Source organism: Dietzia massiliensis, from assembly GCF_018390595.1.
GTDB classification, from domain to species: domain Bacteria; phylum Actinomycetota; class Actinomycetes; order Mycobacteriales; family Mycobacteriaceae; genus Dietzia; species Dietzia massiliensis.
The window spans coordinates 1-23,796 of the sequence record NZ_JAHBAV010000029.1 but is presented as its reverse complement, the minus strand read 5'-3'; the positions used below and the strand labels follow the sequence as shown (position 1 = coordinate 23,796).

At 69.3% G+C, this 23,796-nt stretch carries 15 protein-coding genes, 1 tRNA gene and 2 pseudogenes; 12 read left to right on the top strand and 6 right to left on the bottom strand.

All coding sequences use genetic code 11. The annotated features are described in order from the left end of the window. The first annotated feature begins 96 nt into the window (after positions 1 to 96). A complete protein-coding gene (locus tag KHA85_RS09650; protein ID WP_213185629.1) occupies positions 97 to 3,411 on the top strand; it encodes a (Fe-S)-binding protein in 3,315 nt (1,104 codons plus the stop codon). 90 nt (positions 3,412 to 3,501) lie between these two features. On the opposite strand, the gene KHA85_RS09645 is transcribed toward KHA85_RS09650, so the two are convergent. Continuing rightward, positions 3,502 to 5,319, bottom strand: a complete 1,818-nt coding sequence (locus KHA85_RS09645) for an NAD(P)/FAD-dependent oxidoreductase (RefSeq protein ID WP_213185628.1) — start codon at positions 5,317 to 5,319, stop codon at positions 3,502 to 3,504. 69 nt (positions 5,320 to 5,388) lie between these two features. Between KHA85_RS09645 and KHA85_RS09640 the strand changes: the two genes are divergently transcribed. Both KHA85_RS09640 and KHA85_RS09635 read left to right on the top strand, forming a co-directional pair. After that, entirely contained in the window at positions 5,389 to 6,471 is a 1,083-nt protein-coding gene (locus KHA85_RS09640) for a helix-turn-helix domain-containing protein (RefSeq protein ID WP_213185627.1), read from the top strand. An 89-nt stretch (positions 6,472 to 6,560) separates the two neighbouring features. Then, positions 6,561 to 7,814, top strand: coding sequence for a pyridoxal phosphate-dependent aminotransferase (locus tag KHA85_RS09635; RefSeq protein ID WP_213185626.1), 1,254 nt, complete (start codon positions 6,561 to 6,563; stop codon positions 7,812 to 7,814). Between the two features lie 240 nt (positions 7,815 to 8,054). Here KHA85_RS09635 and KHA85_RS09630 read toward each other — a convergent pair. The 4 genes and pseudogenes from KHA85_RS09630 to KHA85_RS09615 form a co-directional block, all read right to left on the bottom strand. Beyond that, positions 8,055 to 9,386: pseudogene (locus tag KHA85_RS09630) on the bottom strand (UDP-glucose dehydrogenase family protein); the annotation flags it as partial. Positions 9,387 to 9,504: 118 nt separating this feature from the next. Beyond that, positions 9,505 to 10,068: a dCTP deaminase gene (gene dcd, locus KHA85_RS09625; RefSeq protein ID WP_213185625.1), complete on the bottom strand. Its 564-nt coding sequence runs from the start codon at positions 10,066 to 10,068 to the stop codon at positions 9,505 to 9,507. Further along, positions 10,049 to 10,813: a hypothetical protein gene (locus tag KHA85_RS09620; RefSeq protein WP_213185624.1), complete on the bottom strand. Its 765-nt coding sequence runs from the start codon at positions 10,811 to 10,813 to the stop codon at positions 10,049 to 10,051. Before KHA85_RS09620 ends, dcd begins: the two co-directional genes overlap by 20 nt. A gap of 161 nt (positions 10,814 to 10,974) precedes the next feature. Beyond that, on the bottom strand, positions 10,975 to 11,412 hold the full coding sequence (locus tag KHA85_RS09615) for a DUF2470 domain-containing protein (RefSeq protein ID WP_213185623.1): 438 nt from the start codon (positions 11,410 to 11,412) through the stop codon (positions 10,975 to 10,977). 255 nt (positions 11,413 to 11,667) lie between these two features. Here KHA85_RS09615 and KHA85_RS09610 point away from each other — a divergent pair, with 255 nt between their 5' ends. From KHA85_RS09610 to KHA85_RS09585, 6 genes are all read left to right on the top strand, one after another. Beyond that, positions 11,668 to 11,925 (top strand): hypothetical protein, encoded by a 258-nt coding sequence (locus tag KHA85_RS09610; protein ID WP_213185622.1) that lies wholly within the window; start codon positions 11,668 to 11,670, stop codon positions 11,923 to 11,925. 60 nt (positions 11,926 to 11,985) lie between these two features. Next, positions 11,986 to 12,056, top strand: a tRNA-Gly gene (locus KHA85_RS09605). A 253-nt stretch (positions 12,057 to 12,309) separates the two neighbouring features. Further along, a complete protein-coding gene (locus KHA85_RS09600) occupies positions 12,310 to 13,767 on the top strand; it encodes a class I adenylate-forming enzyme family protein (protein WP_213185621.1) in 1,458 nt (485 codons plus the stop codon). A gap of 80 nt (positions 13,768 to 13,847) precedes the next feature. Next, entirely contained in the window at positions 13,848 to 15,728 is a 1,881-nt protein-coding gene (locus tag KHA85_RS09595) for a DUF3556 domain-containing protein (protein WP_213185620.1), read from the top strand. Between the two features lie 4 nt (positions 15,729 to 15,732). Further along, positions 15,733 to 17,151: a phytoene desaturase family protein gene (locus KHA85_RS09590; protein WP_213185619.1), complete on the top strand. Its 1,419-nt coding sequence runs from the start codon at positions 15,733 to 15,735 to the stop codon at positions 17,149 to 17,151. A 59-nt stretch (positions 17,152 to 17,210) separates the two neighbouring features. After that, the gene (locus KHA85_RS09585) at positions 17,211 to 18,506 is read left to right on the top strand and encodes a PucR family transcriptional regulator (protein ID WP_213185618.1); all 1,296 of its coding nucleotides are present in this window, start codon (positions 17,211 to 17,213) and stop codon (positions 18,504 to 18,506) included. 69 nt (positions 18,507 to 18,575) lie between these two features. Here the strand turns inward: KHA85_RS09585 and KHA85_RS09580 are convergent, their stop codons facing one another. Next, positions 18,576 to 19,553, bottom strand: a complete 978-nt coding sequence (locus KHA85_RS09580) for a methyl-accepting chemotaxis protein (RefSeq protein WP_213185617.1) — start codon at positions 19,551 to 19,553, stop codon at positions 18,576 to 18,578. A gap of 242 nt (positions 19,554 to 19,795) precedes the next feature. Here KHA85_RS09580 and KHA85_RS09575 point away from each other — a divergent pair, with 242 nt between their 5' ends. The 3 genes and pseudogenes from KHA85_RS09575 to KHA85_RS18615 all read left to right on the top strand — a co-directional run bounded on the left by KHA85_RS09575 (position 19,796) and on the right by KHA85_RS18615 (position 23,484). Next, a complete protein-coding gene (locus KHA85_RS09575; protein WP_213185616.1) occupies positions 19,796 to 21,634 on the top strand; it encodes an acyl-CoA dehydrogenase in 1,839 nt (612 codons plus the stop codon). A gap of 210 nt (positions 21,635 to 21,844) precedes the next feature. Beyond that, positions 21,845 to 22,992 (top strand): annotated as a pseudogene (locus tag KHA85_RS18620) (catalase); the annotation flags it as partial. After that, a complete protein-coding gene (locus KHA85_RS18615) occupies positions 22,987 to 23,484 on the top strand; it encodes a catalase-related domain-containing protein (protein WP_368858497.1) in 498 nt (165 codons plus the stop codon). The pseudogene KHA85_RS18620 and the gene KHA85_RS18615, both read left to right, overlap by 6 nt. Positions 23,485 to 23,796 lie beyond the last annotated feature (312 nt).

Below are 23,796 nucleotides of genomic sequence, written 5' to 3'. Positions count from 1 at the left end.
CGCGTGGCTTACCTTTGACCTCGACACAGTCGACGGGCGCCCACAGGGGTCTATGAGTGCTCGTGCGTCGAGAAGTGCGACGAAAGGCCGCGAACCATGTCAGGCGTGACCATCACTCTCGGGACGATCGGCGTCCTGCTCAGTCTTTTCTGCTGGGCCTCGTTCATCGGCGGCGTCACCCGCATGGTGCGCGGCCTCTTCCTGGGACAGAAGGACGGATTCGACCGTTTCCGGCCGATCCTGCCCCGGCTCAAGAATGTCATCGTCGAGGTGGGCGCCCACACCCGGATGGCGCGTAAGCGCTCGGTGGGCTTCTTCCACTGGTTCGTCATGGTGGGCTTCCTGCTCGGATCGATCGTCTGGTTCGAGGCGTACATCCAGACGTTCAACCCACGCGGCGGCTGGCCCTGGCTGTCCGAGCAGTCCTGGTACCACGTCATCGACGAGTTCCTGGGCCTCGGCACCGTCATCGGCATCACCGTTCTGATCATCATCCGCCAGGTCAACCAGCGCCGCGGCCTCAACCGCTTCGTCGGCTCCGACCGCAAGGCCGCCTACTTCGTCGAGACCGTCGTGCTCCTCGAGGGCCTGGGCATGCTCTTCGTCAAGGCCGGCAAGCTCGCGCTGTACCGCGCCGACGGCCAGGACTTCCACTGGGCCACCGACTGGGTCACCGGCCCGCTCTCGACCATCCTGCCCGCCAACGAGCTCATGGTCTCGATCTTCGCGCTGATCAAGCTGCTCACCGGCATGATCTGGCTGTACGTCGTGGGCCGGAACATCACGTGGGGCGTCGCCTGGCACCGCTTCTCCGCCTTCTTCAACATCTACTTCAAGCGCGAGGCGGACGGCCGCACCGCGCTGGGCGCCCTCAAGCCCATGACCATGGACGGCGTCCCGCTGACCATGGAGAAGGTCGAGGAGCTCACCGAGGAGGACGAGGACTTCGAGCCCAAGCTCGGCGCGGGCGCCATCGAGGACTTCTCGTGGAAAGGCTGGTTGGACTTCACCACCTGCACCGAGTGTGGCCGCTGCCAGGAGCAGTGCCCCGCCTGGAACACCGGTAAGCCCCTGAGCCCGAAGCTCATGATCATGTCGCTGCGTGATCACGCGACGGCGAAAGCCCCCTACCTGCTCGCCGGTGGTCAGACCACCATGGGTGAGGAGACCGGGCTCGTCGACGCCGACGGCAACCCGGACGAGGCCAAGCTCGCCAAGATCCCCGAGGCCGCCCGCCTCGAGGCGCAGCGCCCGCTGGTCGGCCACACCACCGCCGACGTCTCCGACGACCCGATGGCGGCGGGCATCATCGATCCCGAGGCCCTGTGGTCCTGCACCACCTGTGGCGCCTGCGTCGAGCAGTGCCCGGTGGACATCGAGCACGTCGACCACTTCATCGACATGCGCCGCTACCAGGTGCTCATCGAGTCGGAGTTCCCGACCGAGCTCGCCGGCCTGTTCAAGAACCTCGAGAACAAGGGCAACCCCTGGGGCCAGAACAACTCCGGTCGTGACGAGTGGATGAACGCCCTCGACTTCGACATCCCGGTGATCGGCAAGGACGTCGAGGACTTCGGCGACACCGAGTACCTGTTCTGGGTCGGCTGCGCCGGCGCCTTCGAGGACCGCGCCAAGAAGACCACCCAGGCCGTCGCCACCCTGCTGCACACCGCCGGCGTGAAGTTCGCGGTGCTCGGTCAGGGCGAGACCTGTAACGGTGACTCGGCCCGCCGCGCGGGCAACGAGTTCCTGTTCCAGATGCTCGCCGAGCAGAACATCGAGACGCTGAACAACGCGTTCGACGGCGTGCCCACGTCGCACCGCAAGGTCGTCGTGACCTGTGCGCACTGCCTCAACACGCTGAAGAACGAGTACGGACCGCTCGGCGGCGAGTACCAGGTGGTCCACCACACCCAGCTGCTCAACCGCCTCGTGCGGGAGAAGCGCCTCATCCCGGTCGCGCCGATCGACGGCAACGTGACCTACCACGACCCGTGCTACCTCGGCCGCCACAACCAGGTGTACGAGGCCCCGCGTGAGCTCATGGACGGCTCGGGCGTGACCCTCAAGGAGATGCCGCGTCACGGCCAGCGCTCCATGTGCTGTGGCGCCGGTGGCGCGCGCATGTGGATGGAGGAGACGGTCGGCAAGCGCATCAACATCGACCGCGTCGACGAGGCGCTGTCGACCTCGCCCTCGAAGATCGCCACGGGCTGCCCGTTCTGCCGCGTGATGCTCTCCGACGGTGCCACCGCCCAGACCGACGGCACCGATCTCGAGGGCCAGGTCGAGGTCGTGGACGTCTCCCAGCTGCTGCTGGAGTCCATCTCCCGTGACGGCGGTCTGCCCGATCCCCGCGAGCCCCAGTGGCTCGAGCAGCCCAAGCGGGAGAAGACGACCGCGGAGAAGGAGGCCGAGCAGGCCGAGCGCGACGCCGCCGAAGCCGAGCGTGCGTCGGCTGCTGCTCCCGCCGAGCCGAAGACCGCCGAGGCCGCCCCCGACAACGCCGTCATCGACGAGGGCGAGGGCGCGGAGGTCGCGGCCGCCGGTTCCGGTGGCACGGTCAGCGCCGCGGAGGCCGGGCCGTCGGCCGCCGACTCGAAGGGCGCGCCCAAGTCGGGTGGCCTCAAGCTTGGTGGCGGCAAGGCCCCGGGCGGCGCGAAGGCCCCCGGTGGGGCGAAGGCGCCGGGCGGAGCCAAGGCACCCGGTACCGCGACGGCCGGCGCCGCCGCGGTCGAGGAGCAGTCCGCGGTGAAGGACGCCGAGCGCACCGAGGAGACGCGCGAGGCCGCCCAGGGTTCGGCTCCGGCCACCTCGGGCGCGCCCAAGGCCAGCGCCGGCGCTCCCAGGTCGGGCGGGCTCACGCTCGGCGGAGGCAAGGCGAAGGCCCCCGGCGGCGCCAAGGCTCCGGGCGGGGCCAAGGCCCCCGGTGGTGCCAAGGCCGCGGCCGCTGAGCCGTCCGCGGGCGAGTCGGCGGCAGCGCAGACCGCTCCGGTCGAGTCCGCCCCCGCCGGATCCGCGACGGGCGACACCGCGTCCACCGCCGAGGCCGAGACGACCGCTCCCGCCAAGCCGACGGTCGGCCTCGGGCTCAAGGGCGGCGCCAAGGCCCCGGGTGCGCCCAAGGCGCCCGGCGCGCCGAAGACCGCCGCGAAGTCCCCGGCTGACGCGCAGGCCCCGGCCGCGGCACCGGCTGACGCGGAGCCCGCTGCCGAGAAGCCGGCCGCCGAGGAGACGGCTGCCGAGGACGCCCTCACCGAGGCGACTGAGGCGTCCGCGACCGAGCCGTCGGCGACCGACAACGCCGAGGGGCAGGGCACCGATTCCGGTGCCGACGCGTCGGCGCCCGCCAAGGGCGGTGCCATCCCCAAGGCGAAGAAGTCCGGCGGCTACGGCCTGTCCCTGGGCTGACCCCCGCCGAAAGCCCTCGCGGCCCGTGATCACAGAGCTGATCACGGGCCGCGGTCTATTTCGCCTCGCGCGGAAGAGACCAATTGCCGGTCAGCAGGTGAGGTGCGTCTCCTGGACCCGGTACACCGGCGTCGGGATGCCCTCCATCCGCGCCTTGAGCTGCAGCGCGAGGTACTTGGAGTAGTGGCGCGACTGGTGCAGATTCCCGCCATGGATCCACAACTGCTTCACGTTGGTCGGCTTCCACATGTTGCGCAGCTCCCCCTCCCACGGACCCGGATCGCGCGTGGTGTCGGAGCCGTAGCCCCACACCTTTCCGACCTGATCCGCGACCTCCTGGGACACCAGGTCCACCAGCCACTGGTTCATCGAGCCGTACCCGGTGGCGTAGACGATCAGGTCGGCGGGCAGCACGCGCTCGCCGTCGAGCTCGACGCCGTCAGGAAGGATCCGCGTCACCTGCCCGCGTTCGAGAGCCACCTCCCCGTCGATCAGGAGCTGGCTGGCACCCACGTCAATGTAGTACCCGGAGCCGCGCCGGAGGTACTTCAGGAACAGGCCCGACCCGTCCTCGCCGAAGTCGAGATCGAACCCTATGTCCCGGAGCTTGCCGTAGAACTCCGCGTCCTTCTCCGCCATCTGGTCGTAGACGGGGATCTGCGCGTCCGGCAGCAGCCGGTATGGCCAGGAGGCGAACAACATGTCCGCCTTCTCGGTGGTCACGCCGGCCTCGAGCGCCTCCTCCGAGTAGAGCGGCCCGAGCGCGAGCGACATCAGGGACTCGCTCCGTGAGATGTGGGTGGACGAGCGCTGGACCATCGTCACGTCCGCACCGTGATCCCAGAGGGCAGCGCAGATGTCGTGGGCGGAATTGTTCGAGCCGATCACCACGGCCCGCTTGCCCTCGACGTCGTCCTCGCCGGTGAACTCGGACGAGTGCCACTGGTCGCCGGTGAACTCCTCGGCGCCGGCGAAGTGCGGGATGTTGGGGTAGCCGGACACCCCGAGCGCAAAGATCAGCTGGGTCGGCCTGAGCTCGATCTCCTCGCCCCGCCGGTCGACCCGGACGCGCCAGGTCCCGTCCTGCTCGTCGAACTCGGCGCCCAGGCACTGCGTACCGGACCAGTAGTCGAGGTCCATGATCGCCGTGTAGTGCTCCAGCCAGTCGCCCACCTTGTCCTTGGCGGGGAACACCGGCCAGTCGTCCGGGAACGGGATGTAGGGCAGGTGGTCGTACCAGACCGGGTCGTGCAGGTGCAGCGACTTGTAGCGCTTGCGCCACGAGTCGCCGGCGCGCTCGTTCTTCTCGACCACGATCGTCGGCACACCGAGCCGCTTGAGCCGGGCCGCGAGGCCGATACCGCCCTGTCCGCCGCCGATGATCACCGCGTAGGGCTGCTCGGTGTAACCGAGCGATTCCCTCCGCTCGGTCTGTTGCTCGAGCCAGGTCCGGCGTCCACGGCGGATGACGTGCTCGACGCCCTTGTCACGGTCGCGGCCCTTCTTCTCTTCGTGCCCCTTGAGTTCCTGCAGCGTGGTGAGAAGGGTCCACGCGCGGCCGTCGCGCAGCCGGAGATGACCCCAGCCGCGGCCCGCCGCGGTCTCGAAAGTGATCCACGCCTCGGTCACCCCGTCGGCCTCGGTCGCCGGCTCGGCCAGCGCCCATCCGTCCGGCGCGACGGCGGCCAGTTGGGTTTCGAGCATGTCCCGGATCTCATCGCGCCCCTCGAGGGTCCGCAGGTTCCAGGTGAAGGACACGAAGTCACGCCAGAAGCCCTCGGCCTCGAACATGTCGGCCGCACGCTCGATGTCGCCTGCACGCAGCGCCTCGCCGAACTTTGCCAGCCACGTCTCGACGGCCCGATCGGCGCTGCCGGCTCGGGCGGGTGCTTGCGCTGTCTGTGTCATGACCACTCCTTCGGTGTGCTGTAGCGTTTTTCATGACGTAGATCACACTGTGTTCCCGAGGGGGTGGCAATGTCGTTGCACCCGACGTTGCGGTTCTCCGACCCGAAGACCTTCGCGGCCCGGTCGATCGAGGCCCACGAGATCGCGCTGTCCGGCGGAAAGCCGCCCGGCCTGGACGCGCGCGTGCTGCGCGCCTGGCAACGCAGCGGGGACGCGGGCATCTCCCCCGACCAGCAGGCCCCCCGCAGCTTTCTGTCGCAGGACGAGCTCGCGACCGCACGCGAGATGACGCCGCTGCACCCGGTCGCGGCGGAGGTCGTCGCATCGGTGGCGGACGCCTCGGCGGCCGGGCGCCACCTCGTCGTCGTCTCCGACACCCGGGGGCGCGTGCTGTGGCGCGCGGGCAGCGCACAGACGTTGCGCCGCGCGGACTCGATCGCGTTCGCGGAGGGCGCGGACTGGTCCGAGAGGGGCATCGGCGCCAACGGCATCTCGCTGGCTCTCGAATCCGGGGCCCTCACCCACGCCACCGCGGGCGAGCACTTCGTCCGCGCCCACCACGGCTGGACGTGCACCGCGAGTCCGATCAGGGATCGGCGGGGGCGGGTCATCGGGGTCCTCGACGTGTCCCACCCACTGCGGTTCTCGTCGATGGAGACCGCCGCGCTGGTGCGCTGCGGCGCGCGACTCGCCGAGTCTCTGCTCGCCGCGCTACCGTCGTCCCCCGGCACGGCCGCCGGCCCGGGGCACGACGACGCCGCCCACGAACCCGGCCACGACCCGGTCGCCCGTTCCAACCCTGTCACCGCGATCCGGCTGCTCGGGTGGAAACCGGCCGTGATCCGGGCGGACGGGACCTCGATTCCGCTCACGCCCCGGCGGGCCGAACTCTTGGCCCTGTTGGCCTCCCGCGAGGCGTGGTCTGCGCGGGCGCTGTCTGAAGCCCTCTACGAGGATCCGACCGCCACCACCACGGTACGAGGCGAGGTCCGTCGGCTACGTCAACTCACCGGGCTGTCGATCGACTCGCAGCCTTACTCACTGTGTCCGCGCGAGCGCGAGTGCGTTGACTTCCTCTCTGTGGAACATCCCGACGACCTTCTTCCGGACTCCGAGATCCCGGCGATCATCGACCTCCGGTACGGGATCTGACCGCAGCGATCCGCCTACGACCGACGACTCCTCCTCCGACAGGGCATGTGGCGCCGGGCACGAGGAGGCGGGTGGCACAATCAGCAGGTATGACTCCTGAGACCACGGGACGCACGCTCCGCCAGTCGCGCACGCTCGACCAGTCTTCCAAGCTCAAGGACGTCCTCTACGAGATCCGCGGGCCGGTGCTCGCCCGGGCCAACCAGCTCGAGGCGGAGGGGCACCGCATCCTCAAGCTGAACATCGGCAACCCCGCGCCGTTCGGGTTCGAGGCGCCGGACGTGATCATGCGGGACATGATCGCCGCACTCCCGCACGCGCAGGGTTACTCGGAGTCCAAGGGCATCCTCTCGGCCCGCCGCGCGATCTTCACGCGCTACGAGCTCGTCCCCGACTTCCCCCACCTGGACGTCGAGGACATCTACCTCGGCAACGGGGTCTCCGAGCTCATCACGATGACCATGCAGGCGCTTCTCGACGACGGAGACGAGGTCCTCATCCCGGCCCCGGACTACCCGCTGTGGACCGCGATGACCTCGCTCGCGGGCGGCAAGCCGGTCCACTACCTCGCGGACGAGGACAACGACTGGAACCCGTCGCTGGAGGACATCGCCTCCAAGATCACCCCCCGCACCAAGGCCATCGTGGTGATCAACCCCAACAACCCGACCGGCGCGGTCTACTCGCGAGAGGTCCTGCAGGGGATCGTCGACCTCGCGCGGGAGCACAGCCTGCTCATCCTGGCCGACGAGATCTACGACCGGATCGTCTACGACGAGGCCCAGCACACCTCGATCGCGACGCTGGCGCACGACCTGCTGGTGCTCACGTTCAACGGGTTGTCCAAGACGTACCGCGTGGCGGGGTACCGGGCCGGCTGGGTCGCGATCACCGGGCCGAAGGCGCACGCCGCGGGGTTCCTCGAGGGGCTCGAACTCCTGGCCTCGACGCGACTGTGCCCGAACGTGCCCGCACAGCACGCCATCCAGGTGGCGCTCGGCGGCTACCAGTCGATCAACGAGCTCATCGAGCCCGGCGGGCGACTCCACGAGCAGCGCGGCATCGCGTGGGAGAAGCTCAACTCGATCCCCGGCGTGAGCTGCGTCCGGCCGATGGGCGCGCTCTACGTCTTCCCGCGGCTGGACCCCGAGGTGCACGAGATCCACGACGACCGCCTCTTCGCCCTCGACCTGCTCGAGCGTGAGCGGATCCTCGTCACGCAGGGCACCGGCTTCAACTGGCCGAACCCGGACCACTTCCGGGTGGTCACCCTGCCCGCGGCGCGGGATCTGGGTGTGGCCATCGAGCGGATCGGCAACTTCCTGGCGTCCTACCGCCAGTAACCCGCAGGGCGACCTCACCGCCGGACCACCGCCAGTCGGTCAGACGGTCGGTGCGCGGTGTGCGGCGGCCGGGTCGACCGCGAGCCCGACGGGCGGCAGGGCGTCGGTGCCTCCCGGGCGCGAGACTGCGCCCCCGGCCGGACCCGCGCCCGCAGCGTGGCCCGCACCAGCGGCATATCCGGCTCCCGCAGCCCCGGCGGCTCCCGCAGACCCGCCGAATCCGGGACCGACGACCGTGGGGACGCCGCGGCCCAGTGCGCGGTAGGTCCAGCCGGCCTCGCGCCAACGCTCGGCGGGCATGCAGTTGCGCCCGTCCAGCAGGATCCGGCCCCGCGCCACCTCGGCGACCGCGACCGGGTCCAGCTCCACGAACTCGGCCCACTCGGTGGCCACCAACACCACGTCCGCGCCCTCGCACGCCGCCAGGGCGGACTCGGCGTAAGTCAGGGTCGGGAACAGGGCCCGGGCGTTGTCCAGCGCCTGCGGGTCGTACACCACCGCGCTCGCGCCCTTCAGAGACAGCATCCCCGCCACATTCAACGCCGGCGAATCACGCACGTCGTCGGAGTTCGGCTTGAACGCCGCCCCCAGCACCGCGACGGTCTTGCCGATGACCGTGCCGCCGCACGCCTCGACGGTCAGGTCCACCATCCGCTCCCGGCGCCGCATGTTGATCGAGTCGACCTCACGCAGGAACGTCATCGCCTCGTCCGCGCCCAGCTCCCCGGCACGCGCCATGAACGCGCGGATGTCCTTGGGCAGGCAGCCTCCACCGAACCCGAGCCCGGCGTTGAGGAACCGCCGCCCGATCCGCGGATCCATACCGATCGCATCCGCCAGCACAGTCACGTCGGCGCCGGCGGCCTCACACACTTCCGACACGGCGTTGATGAAGCTGATCTTGGTCGCCAGGAACGCGTTCGCGCTCACCTTCACCAGCTCCGAGGTCGCCAGGTCCGTCACGATCACCGGACACGGATCCGACTCGAGGATCGGTGCGTAGGCCTGCTCGACCAGCTCACGGGCGAACCCCCGCTCGCCCGACCCGCCGGGCAACCCGATCACGATCCGGTCCGGTGTCAGAGTGTCGGCCACCGCGAAACCCTCGCGGAGGAATTCCGGGTTCCACACCACCTCCGCGCGCACCCCGTCACGGGCGTGCCAGTCCGCGACCCCCTGCAGCCGCGCCGCCGTACCCACCGGCACCGTCGACTTGCCCACCAGCACCGCGTCAGAGGTGAGCAGCGGCACCAGCCGGGTCACCACGTCCTCGACATAGGTGGTGTCGGCGGCGAACTCGCCCTTGCGCTGGGGCGTGCCCACCCCGATGAAGTGCAGGTCCGCGAACTCGGCGGCCTCGGCGTAGTCGGTGGTGAACCGCAACCGACCCGACTCGACGTGCTGCAGCAGGATCTCCGGGAGGCCCGGCTCGTAGAACGGCACCTCGCCGCGGCGCAGCCGCTCGATCTTGGCCTCGTCGACGTCCACCCCCAGCACCTCGTGGCCCAGCTCGGCCATGCAGGCGGCGTGGGTGGCGCCGAGGTATCCGGTCCCGAACACGGTCATACGCATGGCGCCGTTCTACCGCGTCAACGCGTCGCGGTGGGAAAGCGCTGGTGAACGACGGTGGAGCAGTGCGCGCCGCACGCCCCGGGTGGTGCGCGCCGCACGACTCGCGGCAGAGCCCGGCTCAGCGGAAGTTGAGGTACGCCTTCGACGCCGTCGGTCCGCGCTGGCCCTGGTACTTGGAGCCCACGCTCGCGCTTCCGTACGGGGTCTCGGCGGGACTGGAGAGCCGGAACAGGCACAGCTGGCCGATCTTCATCCCGGGCCACAGGGTGATGGGCAGGTTCGCGACGTTCGACAGCTCGAGGGTGATGTGCCCATCGAAGCCGGGATCGATGAACCCGGCGGTGGAATGGGTGAGCAGGCCGAGGCGACCGAGTGAGGACTTGCCCTCGAGCCGGCCGGCGAGATCGTCCGGCAGGGCGAGCCGCTCGAGGGTCGCGCCGAGCACGAACTCGCCGGGGTGCAGCACGAAGGGATCGCCCTCGGCGACCTCGACCAGTTCGGTCAGCTCGTCCTGCTGCAGTGCCGGGTCGATATGGGTGTAGCGCGAGTTGTTGAAGACACGGAACAGCCGGTCGATGCGGACATCGATGCTCGACGGCTGGATCAGCGCGGGGTCGAGGGGGTCGATGCCCAGTCGCCCGTCGGCGAGCTCGGCGCGGAGGTCACGGTCGGAGAGCAGCACGGTCCTGAGGGTACCGGGCGCCCCCCGCGAGCAGACGGAGCTGGGTGCCGAGGTCGGCGACGCCCGTGCACGCCTCCGCGAACGGCAGTCGCTCGCGGCGGATCCGGCCCTCGCGGTCGACGAGCTCGATGTCCACGCCGGCGCGGTCGATGCCGATGAGCAGGGGCCGCACGGCGGGCAGGCACCGGCAGACGCGGAGCGCGATGCGCGGGACGACCTGGCAGCGAGGGTCGTTGAGGTGGTCGAGCCAGTGGCCCTCGAGGTCGGTGAACGGGTCGGGGCCGGAGGTGGCGAGGTCGTCGGGTGCGATGTCGGTGACGCCCTCGTCGTCGGTGAGGACGATCTTGTCGGCACGGAGCCGGACGAGGGCGGAGTCGGATCCGACGCCCAGGAGGGCGGAGTCGGGGAGGTCGCGCGCGATGTCGGCGGCGGTGATCCGTTGGGCGCGCGTCCCCGTCTGTTCGACGCGTCCCTTGACGACGACGATGCGGCGGCAGCGACCCTGGGCCACTCCCCCGATGATCTCGTCGAGTACCTCGAGTCGGGCGGTGACCCCGCCGAACCCGATGGATGCCGCGTCGGCTATCGGGATCACCAGGCTGAGGTCGGCGGTCTCGGGGCTGTGGTGCACGAGGGCGACCGCAGGGGTGGCGGAGCCGAACGTGAGGGTGGCGCGCGGGCACCGGCGTAGCGTTGAACTCGCCCGCTCGGCCGGCTCCGGTACGGGTCCCACCAGTGATCGCATGCCTTCGCCTCTCGTCGTCGCGGTTCCCGTCCCCCGCTCCGGCGCCTCAGGGACGGTGCCGGAGCGGGAAGCGGGTGCGGGGACGTGACTACCCGCAGCGACGAACTTAGGTAAGGCTTACCTCAAAGGCAAGGGTTTTCAGGAAACTTTTGTGTGACAGGTCACCGTGTCAGCTCGGCGAGCGCCCGGTGGACGTCCTCCGAATCGGCGCAGACCTGCGGGAACGGCACCCGGAGGAAGTCGCGGACGCCGGAGTGCACCGACCCGATGTTCACGTCGACCCCGTAGCTGTCGACGCCCGCGAGAACCGGTCGGGTGCCGGCGATCTGCCGGCCGGCGCGCAGCGCGAGGCGCGCGGCCAGACCCGGGTCGTCGGCCAACCGGCGCAACCACGCCTGCTCGTCGACCGCGATCGGGTCGACGCTCGCGGCGGCGAGGTCCGACCGCGGCACCACGTGCACCCCGTCCGCCGTGACGTAGCTGATCTCCAGCGGCTGCAACTCGCTCAACCGGAGCGATCCGACGTCGCCGCTCCCGTCCGGTCCGCCGCCGTCCGCCGCGACCAACCTGCGCCGTCGTGCCGCCGACGAGGCCGTCACGATTCCCGAGAGCGTGACGATGCCGCGGGCGACCGCGCACTCGTCGTCGTGACCCTGCCCACGCCCCCCGCACGGCGCGGGACGGTCGTCGACGGAGAACGAGGGACGCGGCGCGGAGTCGGGGCCGCCTCCTTCCCGGATCTGCTCGAAATCGGCGTTAGACCCACCACAACGCGCGACCGCCGCGACCGCGGCGACCCCCTTCGAGCTGCCGCCGATATGCGCCGACCACCGCTGACGTGGTGAAATGGGCCCATGGACGAGATCAGGGAAGAGCCCTCGAAGTACATCTGGCGCTGGACCCAGTGGTCGTGGGTGTGCGTCGGCGTGGCCGTGCTCATCGTGATGATGGGGATCACCAGCGGCGGGTCCATCACCCCGTGGATCATCGGCGCGATCGCGGTGGCCGTGATCGGCGGCGTGGCGTTCGGGTTCGTCCCCCGCGCCTCCCTCGCCCAGCCCAGGCGTCCCATGACGCCCGGCGCCAAGCGGAAGGCCGCCCGGAAGAAGTGACCCGGGGCCCTGCGCCACGCAGGGCCCGTGCTAGTCTGAAAGCCGCCTCGAGCAGGCACCGCCGATGTAGTTCAATGGTAGAACTTCTGCTTCCCAAGCAGACAGCGCGGGTTCGATTCCCGTCATCGGCTCAACCGCCCGAAAGGGCATCGTTCGCGGGGCACCTCCTCACCAGAGGTGCCCCGCTCGTCATTTCGGCGCCATCCGGCGGTGTCGTCGTCTCCGCGCGCCCTCGCCGGGCACACCGCCGAACCCGGCAGCACACCGGCCCACATAGTGCACGCTGCACAAACGGTGTCGTGAACTTCGTGACATCAGCCGATGATCGACCCCTGCCCGGCTGTGTAGTGTCCGAGATCACACCAGCCGTGATGAGGAGTCGATGTGAAGCCCGGGTACCTCCCGAGAGGGTTGGCGGATCGGTTCGGAGACGCCCCCGCCGTACGCGACGACGCCACGGAGATGTCGTTCCGCGAGCTCGACGAAAGGGTGACCGCCGTTGCCGCCCAGTTCCGCGAACACGGCGTGAACAGGGGCGACGTGGTAGGCGTGATGCTGCCCAACCGGAGCGAACTGGTGATCTCGATCTTCGCCGCCTGGCATCTCGGCGCGGCGGCCACGCCGATCAACCCGAACTTCACCCACGACGAGGCCGGTCACCAGATCGAGGACGCCCGCGCCGTGCTCGTGGTGAACGCCGGTCACGGGGCCCCCTCAGGCGGCCGACCGACAATTAGCGTTGATGACCTAAAGACCTCGACCGACGACGTGCCGCTCGAACCGGTCGACCTCTCGGGCGACGATCTCGCGCTGGTCATCTACACCAGCGGCTCCACCGGACGCCCCAAGGGCGTGATGCTGACGCACGACAACGCCACGGCGATGTCCGCGATGATGGTCGAGTCCATGAGGATCACGGCGGACGATCACTGCCTGCTCGTGTTGCCGTTGTTCCACGTCAACGCGCTGATAGTCAGCCTGCTGACGCCCCTGCAGGTCGGGGCGCAGCTCACGATCCTCGGTGGGTTCGACGCGACCAGGTTCATCGACACCGTCGAACAGCTGCGCCCCACCTACTTCTCCGCCGTGCCCACCATCTACGCCCTTCTCCTCAGCAAGACCGAGGGGCGGCAGCCGGACATGTCATCCCTCCGGTTCGCCGTCTGCGGCGCCGCCCCGGCCACCCGTGAGCTCCTCGCTGCGGCCGAGGAGTTCCTCGACGCCCCCATCCTCGAGGGATACGGCCTGACCGAGGCCACCTGCGCCTCCGCGGTCAACCCCATCGACGGCCCACGCAAACCCGGCACCGTCGGACCGGCCCTCCCCGGGCAACGCATCCGGATCGTCGACGACAACCTGCAGGACGTCCCCACCGGGCAACCCGGCGAGGTCCTCATCACCGGACCCACCGTGATGGCCGGCTACCTCAACCGTCCGGAGGTCACCGCCGAGACCATCGTCGACGGCTGGGTGCGAACGGGCGACGTGGGCAGGCTCGACGAGGACGGCTACCTGACCATCGTCGACCGCCTCAAGGACATGATCATCCGCGGCGGCGAGAATCTCTATCCCAAGGAGATCGAGAACGCTATCGGCAGCCTGCCGGGCGTACTCGAGGTCGCCGTGGTCGGTCGGCCCGACGACGTGATGGGAGAGGTCCCAGTGGCGTTCGTGGTGCCCTACCCCGACGCCGACCTCACCGCCGAGGCGGTGGTCGCCCACTGCCGCCAGCACCTCACACGGGCGAAGGTGCCCGTGCACGTCGAGATCACGCCCGAACTGCCCAAGAACCCCGTCGGCAAGATCGACAAACCCGGCCTCCGGGCGTCACTGGCCGCCTGACCCGGTCCTGCCCACGTCCCCAGTCCCTCCGACGTCCCCACCCGATCCCTCATCCTCATCCCGTCCACCAGGGAGTACCAATGGCATTTCTCCAAGCCGACGTACCCGATATCGACCCGGACAAGTTCGAGTCGATACCGGTCATGGAGCGGATGAAGCTGCTCGCCCACCACTGGGTCGACCACGGCTTCGGCGCCCCGAAGATCATGCACTCCCTCTACCTCGTCAAGGGCCTGTTCTTCTTCATCGGCGGTTGGCTGATCATCGGCCTGTCCACGCCCGGGCTTCCGTTGACGGATCTCGGCGCCTGGTGGGGCGAACTGATCGTCTACCAGAAGGCGATGCTGTGGGTCGTCCTGTGGTCGGCCACCGGATTCAATGAGTCCTGGGGGCCGCTGGCGTTCAAGTTCAAGCCCAACACGGCCGGTTACCGCTACTGGATGCGCACCGGAACCCTCCGGCTCCCGCCCTGGCCGGACAAGGTGCCGCTGACCAAGGGGGACGAGCGCAAGGCCATCGACGTGGCGCTGTACTTCGGGATGCTCGCCAGCCTCTTCCTCGGCCTGGTGCTGCCGGGCCAGCAGACGGCGGCCGCCTACAGCGAGGCGGGCCTCGTCCCGGCCTGGCCGTTCATCGCCTACGTCGCGCTGCAGCTCGTCCTGGGCCTACGTGACCGGGTGACGTTCCTCGCCTCCCGGCCCGAGCAGTACTCGGTCATCCTCCTGGGATTCGGCGTCCTCACGATGTACGGCGGCGGCCACGTGGACATGATCATCGTCGCCAAGATCGCCATGTTCGCCGTGTGGTGGGGCGCGTTCATCTCGAAGATCGGCGTCCACTTCACGCCCACCGTTCAGACGATGCTCACCAACGGCCCGCTGGTCAAGTCCAAGGCGCTGCGCAGGTCCCTCTACAAGGACGCCCCGAACGATCTCATGCCCACCAGGGTGGCGTGGTTCGCCGCGCATGTCATGGGCACGATCGTCGAGTTCGTGGTCCCGCTCATCCTCCTGCTCACCACCAACTGGACCGTCGCGGTCCTGGCGGCGGCGTTCATGATGTGCTTCCACGTCTTCATCTACTCGATGTTCGCGCTGGCCATGCCGCAGGAGTGGAACCTCTTCTACGTCTTCGCGACGCCGATCGTGTTCCTGGCCTTCTTCAACGGTGACGGTTACGCACTGTGGGACGCGAGCAGCCCGTGGATCGTGGTGGCCGCCGCCGTGCTCACGCTGACCGGCCCGATCGTCGGCAACTTCCGCCCGGACAAGATCTCGTTCCTCATCTCCATGCGGCAGTACGCCGGCAACTGGGCGAACTCCACCATGGCGTTCCGGAACAACGGGTGCGAGGCCAAGCTGGACAACCCGGAGTTCGTCACCTCGATGACCTCCCCCAAGCACCAGCTGTCGAGCCTGTTCGGCGAGGCGGGGGCGGAGATGTTCCTGCAGAAGACCACGGCGTTCCGGATGATGAACACCCAGGGCCGGGGCCACATGTCCATCTTCCCCGATCACGTGGACAGCATGGAGAACTACCGGTTCCGGGAGGGCGAGGTCATGTGCACCTTCTTCTCCGGCTGGCAGTTCGGCGACGGTCACCTCTTCGACGAGCGGACGATCGCCGCTGTGCAGAAGCGCTGTAACTTCGCGCCGGGCGAGTTCCTCAGCGTGTGGACCGAGTCCCAGCCACTGCACAAGAAGACCATCGAGTACCGGGTGATCGACGCCGCCCTCGGCGTCGTCGAGCGGGGGCGCTACGACGTCCGCGACGTGGTGAAGCAACAACCGTGGCTGCCCGACGGTCCCATCCCGTACACGGTGACCTGGCGTCACCCGGAATACCTGCCGGCCGCGGAGCGCGCCTCGGCGGAGGTGCCGTCGTCACCGGGAGCCGAGGGCGAGCTGTCCATCGCCCCCGCCGCCGCGGGACGCGACGAGTCCACAGTCGAGATGAGCTGAGTTCATGCCGACAGCGATCATCGTGGGCAGCGGGCCCAACGGACTCGCCGCCGCGTTGACACTCGCCGCCGACGGAGTCGATGTGACCGTTCTGGAAGCATCCGACGCCGTCGGCGGCGGCACCCGCTCCGGCGAGTTGACCACTCCCGGCCTGCTGCACGACCAGTGCTCGGGCTTCCACCCCCTGGCGCTCGACACCGGATTCAGCCGCCAGTTCGACCTCGAGTCGAACGGCCTGCGGTGGGCCCTGCCCGAGGTGCAGTACTCGCATCCGATGGACGGCGGTCGAGGAGCCGCGGTGTGGCAGTCGGTCGAGCGGACAGCCGCGGACCTCGGGTCGGACGCCGCGTCCTATGAGCGGATCTTCGGCCCCCTCACCGCGAGGTTCCCTCAGATCGCCGAGGATTTCCTCCAACCCCTGCTCCACTTCCCGGAGCATCCCCTGGCGCTGGCGCGGTTCGGCACGTACGCCGCCCTGCCCGCCGGAGTGCTGGCCCGCCGATGGCGGACCGACGAGGCGCGGGCCCTGTTCGCCGGCGTCGCCGCTCACGCCTTGCGTCCCCTGGGGTCGCTCATGTCCTCCGCCATCGGAGTCGCGCTCGGCACGGCGGCCCACCGGTACGGCTGGCCGGTCGCCGTCGGCGGATCGGTGTCGATCGCGTCCACCATGGCGAAGATGCTGCTCTCGCGCGGCGGGCGGATCGAGACCGGCATCACGGTCCGCGACCATCGCGAACTGGGCCACCCGGACATCGTCATGCTCGACACCTCCCCGTCCGCGGCCGCCGGGATACTCGCCGGGGCCCTGCCGCGCAGGGTCGAGCGGGCCTATCAGCGCTTCCGACACGGTCCGGCCGCGTTCCAGGTCGCGTTCGCGGTGGAGGGCGGGATCCCGTGGTCGTACGAGCCGTCGCGCCGCTCGGGCACCGTCCACGTCGGCGGGACGCTCGCGGAGATCGCGGCCGCCGAACGGCAGGTCGTCCGCGGCGAGATGCCGGAGCGACCGTTCATCCTCGTCGGTCAGCAGTCGGTCGCCGACCCGGGCAGGGCCAGCAACGGTGTCCACCCCGTCGACGCCTACGCCCACGTACCGGCGGGATGGACGGGGGATGCCACCCAGACCATCATTAGCCAGATCGAACGATTCGCGCCCGGCTTCCGCGACCGCATCCACCACGTCCACACACGCTCGGCCCGAGAGATCGCAGAACACAACCCCAACTACGTGGGTGGCGATATCGTCACAGGCGCCAACAACCCCCGACAGTTGGTCTTCCGCCCCAGAGTCGCTCTCGATCCCTACTCGACCGGGGTGCCGGGCGTCTACATCTGCTCGGCCGCCACCCCACCCGGCGCCGGGGCCCACGGGATGGCCGGATGGAACGCGGCACGCTCCGCTCTGGCCTACCTGGCCGGACGGTGATCCCGCAGGAAGGACACGGCACGGATCGGTCCCGTAGGGACACGGACCCACCCTCACTCATGCTCAGCACCACGCCACAGAATCCGGAGCGACTCCGCGAACTGACCCGACGGATCGGTCTGCGGCTCAGCTTCGAGACCGACGCCATCGCCGTCAGTATGACCGCCGCCATCGAGCACGCCATCGGCGAGCTCACCGACGAGGACATGCGGGCCGCGCTCCACGCCAGCGTCGCGAACAACGTGGAGGTGATCATCGACCTGCTCTCCCACACCAAGGACGCACACGACCTGCCTCCGCTCCCCGACGCGATGCACTACGCCGTGGCGCTCGCCCGGCGGAACGTGTCCAGCGCCGCGTTGCGCCGCGCCTATCACGTCGGTTCCGACCGCCTTCTCGCGCACGTCTTCGATCAGGTGCAGGAGGTCGACTGCGCCGACCACGAGAAGCTCCCCCTCTACCACCACCTCGCCGGATGGCTCTATCAATACGTCGACGAGATCACCCGGACCGTCATCGCCGCCCACGAGGAGGAGGTGCGCTACTCACACAGCCAGGCGGCGCGCTCCATCAACTCGATGGTGAATCGCGTCCTCAACGGAGAGAGCGTCGACGCTGCCGAGTTTGAAGGGGTGACGAAGTACCGCCTGGGACAGGTCCACGTCGGCTGCCGGGTGTGGATCGACGACTACGGCGCCGTCGCCGATCAGGCCCGGCTACTGGCCAACCTCGTGGATCAGCTCGGGCGCGCACTCGACGTGAGCCGGGCGCCGTTGACGGTCGCCACCGGCCGCGCGACCGCCGAAGCATGGTTCGGCCGAGGGGTCCGCACCGACGCCGTCGATACGCGGCGCGTCGCGTCGGTGGTGGCGGCGACCCGCGGGGCCCGTGTCACGTTCGGCGCGCCCGGTCGCGGGGTGGACGGGTTCCGTACCACCCGGACGCAGGCAGGACAGGTCGTGCCGGTCGCCCAGACCTCCACCACCGGCGAGGCGCACGTCGTCTCCTACTCGGACGACGGGATACCCGTCATCGCGCGCCTGGCCGAGGACATCACCACCACGCGGAGATGGGTCCGCGAGGTGCTCGGCGACCTCGCCGCGGACACCGAGGACGCCGCACGCCAGCGCGAGACGGTGCGCGTGTTCCTCGATTCCGCGGAGAACTACTCGGACACCGCGTCCCGGCTGCTCCTGCACCGGAACACGGTCAAATACCGGTTGACCAAAGCCGAGCACGAACTCGGACGTCGACCTGGGGACAGACGGCTGGACACCCAGTTGGCCCTGGCCACCTGCGAGGTATTGGGAGACGTTGTCCTCACGCCCACCGACAGCACACGTCCCGTGCGGTAGACACAGCCGGTCCAGCGGCCACGAAGTCCGGGCTCGGTGGACTCGCGGGCCGAGGACCGCGGGGGCCGTTCAGGTCGGGGTTCTGCCGTTCTCGCCGCCTCGGCGCCGCAGGAGTTGGAAGCCCGGGATGCCGGCCACCGCCTCGAGACACTGCTGCGCGACCTCGAGGATCTGGTGGACTTCCGGTGCGACGGTGTCCATCGAGGCCAGCACCGGCATGATGTCGGTCTCCAGGCTCTCGCCCAGCGCGGGCAGGTGGTCGATGAACTTCACGACCGCCTTGATCTCCTCCGGGTCGACCGACTCGAGGACCTCGTCGGCGATCGGCTCCAGCAGCGAGACGGTCTTGTCCGCCCACACGAGCACCTCGGTGAGGCGCGTCGCGACGCGGCGCGCGACCCCGGGGTCGAGCTCGGCGTCGACGAGGAGCGCCTCGACAACAGGTTTGACGGGGGCCAGCGCGGAGTCCGCGAAGTCGATGAGCGGCACGACGCGCTCGACGAGCGTGCCCGCGTCGAGGACCAGTTCGTCCGCGGTGTCCACGGTCGCGCCGACGCGGGAGACCACGCCCTCCGCCGAGTCGATCGTCGCGTCCACCCGACGCACCACGCCCTCCGCCGAGTCGATCGTGGCGTCCACCCGATGCACCACGCCCTCCGCTGAGTCGATCGTGGCGTCCACCCGACGCACCACACCCTCGGCCGAATCGATGGTGCCGTCCACCCGACGCACCACACCCTCCGCGTCGGTCACCGTGCCGGCCACCTGGTCGATCATCCGGTCGGCCCTGGCAACGGTGGTTCGGACGTCGTCGACAGTGCTGGTCGCGGAGGCGACGATCCCGTCGATCGCCCGCACGGTCCGGTTCACCTCGTCGAGCAGGTCCTGGATCCGCTCGACCACCACCTCGACGTCGTCGAGCAGCGCGAGTACCCGAGCGGGCAGGAGGATCAGCTCCCTGGCCAGCCCGAGTTGCCACTCGACCACACGGAACGCCGCCCCCACCACGGAGACGGCGGAGGGCGCCCGCCGCTGGATCTCTGCCATGAGGTGATTCTGCCCCACCGTCTCCCTCACCGTGGGCGCCGCGACGAGCCCGCCCGGGAACCCGCGGAGGGACGCGGCCTGCGGAATCAGAGCCTTCCCTCACCTTGGACTGTTCGCGGACAACGCATTAGCATCGGCGTTGTTACCGACGAGTAGGTTCCAGTGGCCCCGTGGGCGAGCAGCACCGACTCTTCGGGGCGCGACCAATTCCATGACACGCACTCCGATCGGAGAAGACCGTAATGGGTCACTACAAGAGCAACGTCCGGGATCTCGAGTTCAACATGTTCGAGGTCCTTGGCATGAACGAGGCACTCGACGCCGGCGAGTTCGGCGACATGGACACCGAGACCGCCAAGGGCATCCTCGACGAGGTCTCCACCCTGGCGGAGGGCCCGGTTGCCGAGTCCTTCGCCTCCGCCGACCGCAACCCGCCGGTGTTCGACCCGGAGACCCACTCGGTCTCCATCCCCGAGGACTTCAAGAAGTCGTTCAAGGCGTGGTTCGACGCCGGCTACTGGTCGATGGGCCTGCCCGACGAGATCGGCGGCATGCCCGCCCCCCGCGCCATGGTGTGGGCCGTCGGCGAGATGATGCTCGGCTCCAACGCCCCCGCGTTCATGTACTCGGCCGGCCCGGCCTTCGCCGCCGTCCTCTATGAGAACGGTACCGAGGAACAGAAGAAGTGGGCCGCCACCTGCGTCGAGCGTGGCTGGGGCGCCACCATGGTCCTCACCGAGCCCGACGCCGGTTCGGACGTCGGCGCCGGCCGGACCAAGGCCGTCAAGCAGGACGACGGCTCCTGGCACATCGAGGGCGTCAAGCGGTTCATCACCTCGGCCGACTCGGACGATATGTTCGAGAACATCTTCCACCTGGTTCTGGCGCGCCCCGAGGGCGCCGGGCCGGGCACCAAGGGCCTGTCCCTGTTCTTCGTGCCGAAGTTCCACTTCGACTTCGAGTCCGGCGAGCTGGGTGAGCGCAACGGCGTGTTCGTCACGGGCGTCGAGCACAAGATGGGCATCAAGGCCTCGACCACCTGTGAGCTCACCTTCGGTGGCCACGGTGTGCCCGCCAAGGGCTGGATGGTCGGCGGCGACGAGCTGAACCAGGGCATCCGTCAGATGTTCGACATCATCGAACACGCTCGCATGATGGTCGGCACCAAGGCCATCTCGACCCTGTCGACCGGTTACCTCAACGCCCTCGAGTTCGCCAAGGAGCGCGTCCAGGGCGGCGACATGACCGAGATGGCCGATAAGACGGCGCCGCGCGTGACGATCACCCACCACCCGGACGTGCGTCGGGCACTCATCCGCCAGAAGGCGTTCGCCGAGGGCCTGCGCGCGGTGTACATGTACACCGCCGCTCACCAGGATCCCGAGACGGCCGTACGCGCGTCGGGCGCGGACGCCGAGCTGGCCCACCGCGTCAACGACCTGCTGCTCCCGATCGTCAAGGGCGTGGGCTCCGAGCGTGCCTACGAGCTGCTGACCGAGTCGCTGCAGACGTTCGGCGGGTCGGGCTTCCTGCAGGACTACCCGATCGAGCAGTACATCCGCGACGCCAAGATCGACTCCCTCTACGAGGGCACGACGGCCATCCAGGCGCAGGACTTCTTCTTCCGCAAGATCGCCCGGGACCGCGGCACCGCCGTCGGCCACATCTCGGCGCAGATCAAGCACTTCTTGGAGAACGACGCCTGCGGCGGGAAGCTGGCCGCCGAGCGCGAGCTGCTGGCCACCGCGCTGGCCGACGTCGAGGCCATGATCGGCACGTGCTTCGAGCACCTCATGGGCTCCCAGGACGAGCCGAAGCGCCTGTACACGATCGGGCTCGCCTCGGTGCGCGTGCTCATGGCGTTCGGTGACCTCATGATGGGCTGGCGTCTGCTCGTCGGCGCCGAGGTCGCCCTGGGCAAGGTGGACGGCGCGTCTGACGACGACAAGGCCTTCTACAACGGCAAGATCGCCGCCGCCCGGTGGTTCGCGAAGAACGAACTGCCCCTCCTCACCGCCACCCGGGGAATCGTCTCGGGGCTAGGCAACGAGCTCATGGAGCTGGACGAGGCCGCCTTCTGACGCACCTCTGACGGGCGGGCCCACCCCGACCGCTAGACGAATCCGCTACTCCGGCTCCGAATCCGCTCCCTCTCCACGGGTAGCGGATCCGGAGGCCGGGAGCGGATTTCGTATCTGCGCGAACGGTGGTATCGGGAAGGCCCGAGTCCTAGGGTCGGGGCCACGACCAGCCCCACCGGACGGGCGAAGCCTTCTACCCGAGGCGAATCGATGTCCGAGGAGCGCAGGCACGACGACCCCATTCTGACCACCCGCCAGGGACACCCGGTTCACGACAATCAGAACACCCGCACCGTCGGCGCCCGCGGCCCGGCGACGCTGGAGAACTACCAGTTCCTGGAGAAGATCAGCCACTTCGACCGCGAGCGGATCCCGGAGCGGGTCGTGCACGCGCGCGGCTTCGTCGCGTACGGCGAGTTCGAGGCGACCGGGAAGTGGGGCGACGAGCCCATCTCGAAGTACACCAGGGCCAAGCTGTTCCAGGAGGCGGGCAAGAAGACCGACGTCGCCATCCGCTTCTCAACGGTGATCGGCGGCCGGGACTCCTCCGATGTGGCGCGGGAGCCCCGCGGCTTCGCGGTGAAGTTCTACACGGAGGACGGCAACTGGGACCTCGTCGGCAACAACCTCGGCGTCTTCTTCATCCGCGACGCCATCAAGTTCCCGGACGTCATCCACTCCCTCAAGCCCGACCCCATCACGTTCCGCCAGGACCCGCCCGGATCTACGACTTCATGTCGCAGTCGCCGGAGTCGATGCACATGCTGGTCAACCTCTTCAGCCCCCGCGGCATCCCGGCCGACTACCGGCACATGCAGGGCTTCGGCGTGAACACCTACCGCTGGGTCAACGCCGAGGGCGAGAGCCACCTGGTGAAGTACCACTGGCTGCCCCACCAGGGCGTCAAGAGCCTCACCGAGGAGGACGCGGCGAACATCCAGGCGAACGACACCGGTCACGCCTCAAAGGATCTGTACGAGGCCATCGAGAACGGCGACTACCCCAAGTGGGATCTGGTCGTGCAGATGATGTCGGATGACGACCATCCCGAGCTGGACTTCGACCCGCTGGACGACACCAAGACGTGGCCGGAGAACGACTTCGAGCCGAAGCTGGTCGGCACCCTGACGCTCAACCGCAACGTCACCGATCACCACAACGAGAACGAGCAGATCGCGTTCGGTACCGGCGTCCTGGTCGACGGCCTGGAGTTCTCCGACGACAAGATGCTGGTCGGCCGCACGTTCTCCTACAGCGACACCCAGCGCTACCGCGTCGGCGCCAACTACCTGCAGCTGCCCGTCAACAGCGCCAAGAACGCCACGGTCGCCACGAACCAGCGCGGCGGCTCGATGTCGTACGGAGTGGATCTGCAGGGGCAGAACCCCCACGTCAACTACGAGCCGTCCACGATGAACGGCCTGCGCGAGTCCGAGCCGACAGGCGAGGAGGAGGTGGGTCCCGAGCTGCGGGGTCGCCTCACGCGCAGCGAGTACCCCCGCACCAACGACTACGTGCAGGCGGGCCAGCGCTTCCGCCTCATGGAGGACTGGGAGCGCGACGACCTCGTGAAGAACTTCATCGACAACATCGGGCAGGCCACCCGCGAGGTGCAGGAGCGTATGGTCTGGCACCTGTTCATGTGCGAGGACGAGCTCGGCCAGCGCGTCGGCGACGGTCTGGGCATCTCGGCCGACGACGTCCGTCACCTCGAGCCGCTGCCCAAGCAGCGGCTCACCGACGAGGAGCGCGAGCGCATGGCCAATCTCGGCAAGAACGGCCCCCGCAACGTGGAGGGCCTGACGATGACGCACTGCGTGCCCAACGAGCGGGTCGTCGTCGAGCGCTGACGGTCGCACCGACCGCCGGCGCCCGCGCTGACGGTCGGGCACCGGCCCGGCCGGCCCCCACCGGCCGGGCCACCCCACCGAAATCCGCTACCCGGAATCTGGATCCGCTACCCCTGTGGGAGTAGCGGATCCGGGCGGAGGGTAGCGGATTTTGTTCGTGCGGGCGGCGCCGTGCGTGCGGGCGGCGCCGTGCGTGCGGGCGGCGCCGTGCGTGCGGGCGGCCCGGCGGGCGGCGGTCAGTTGCCGGGCAGGCCGGGGATGCGGATCTCCGGCAGGCCCGGGATGCGGATCGGTCCCGGGCCGGGCGGCGGC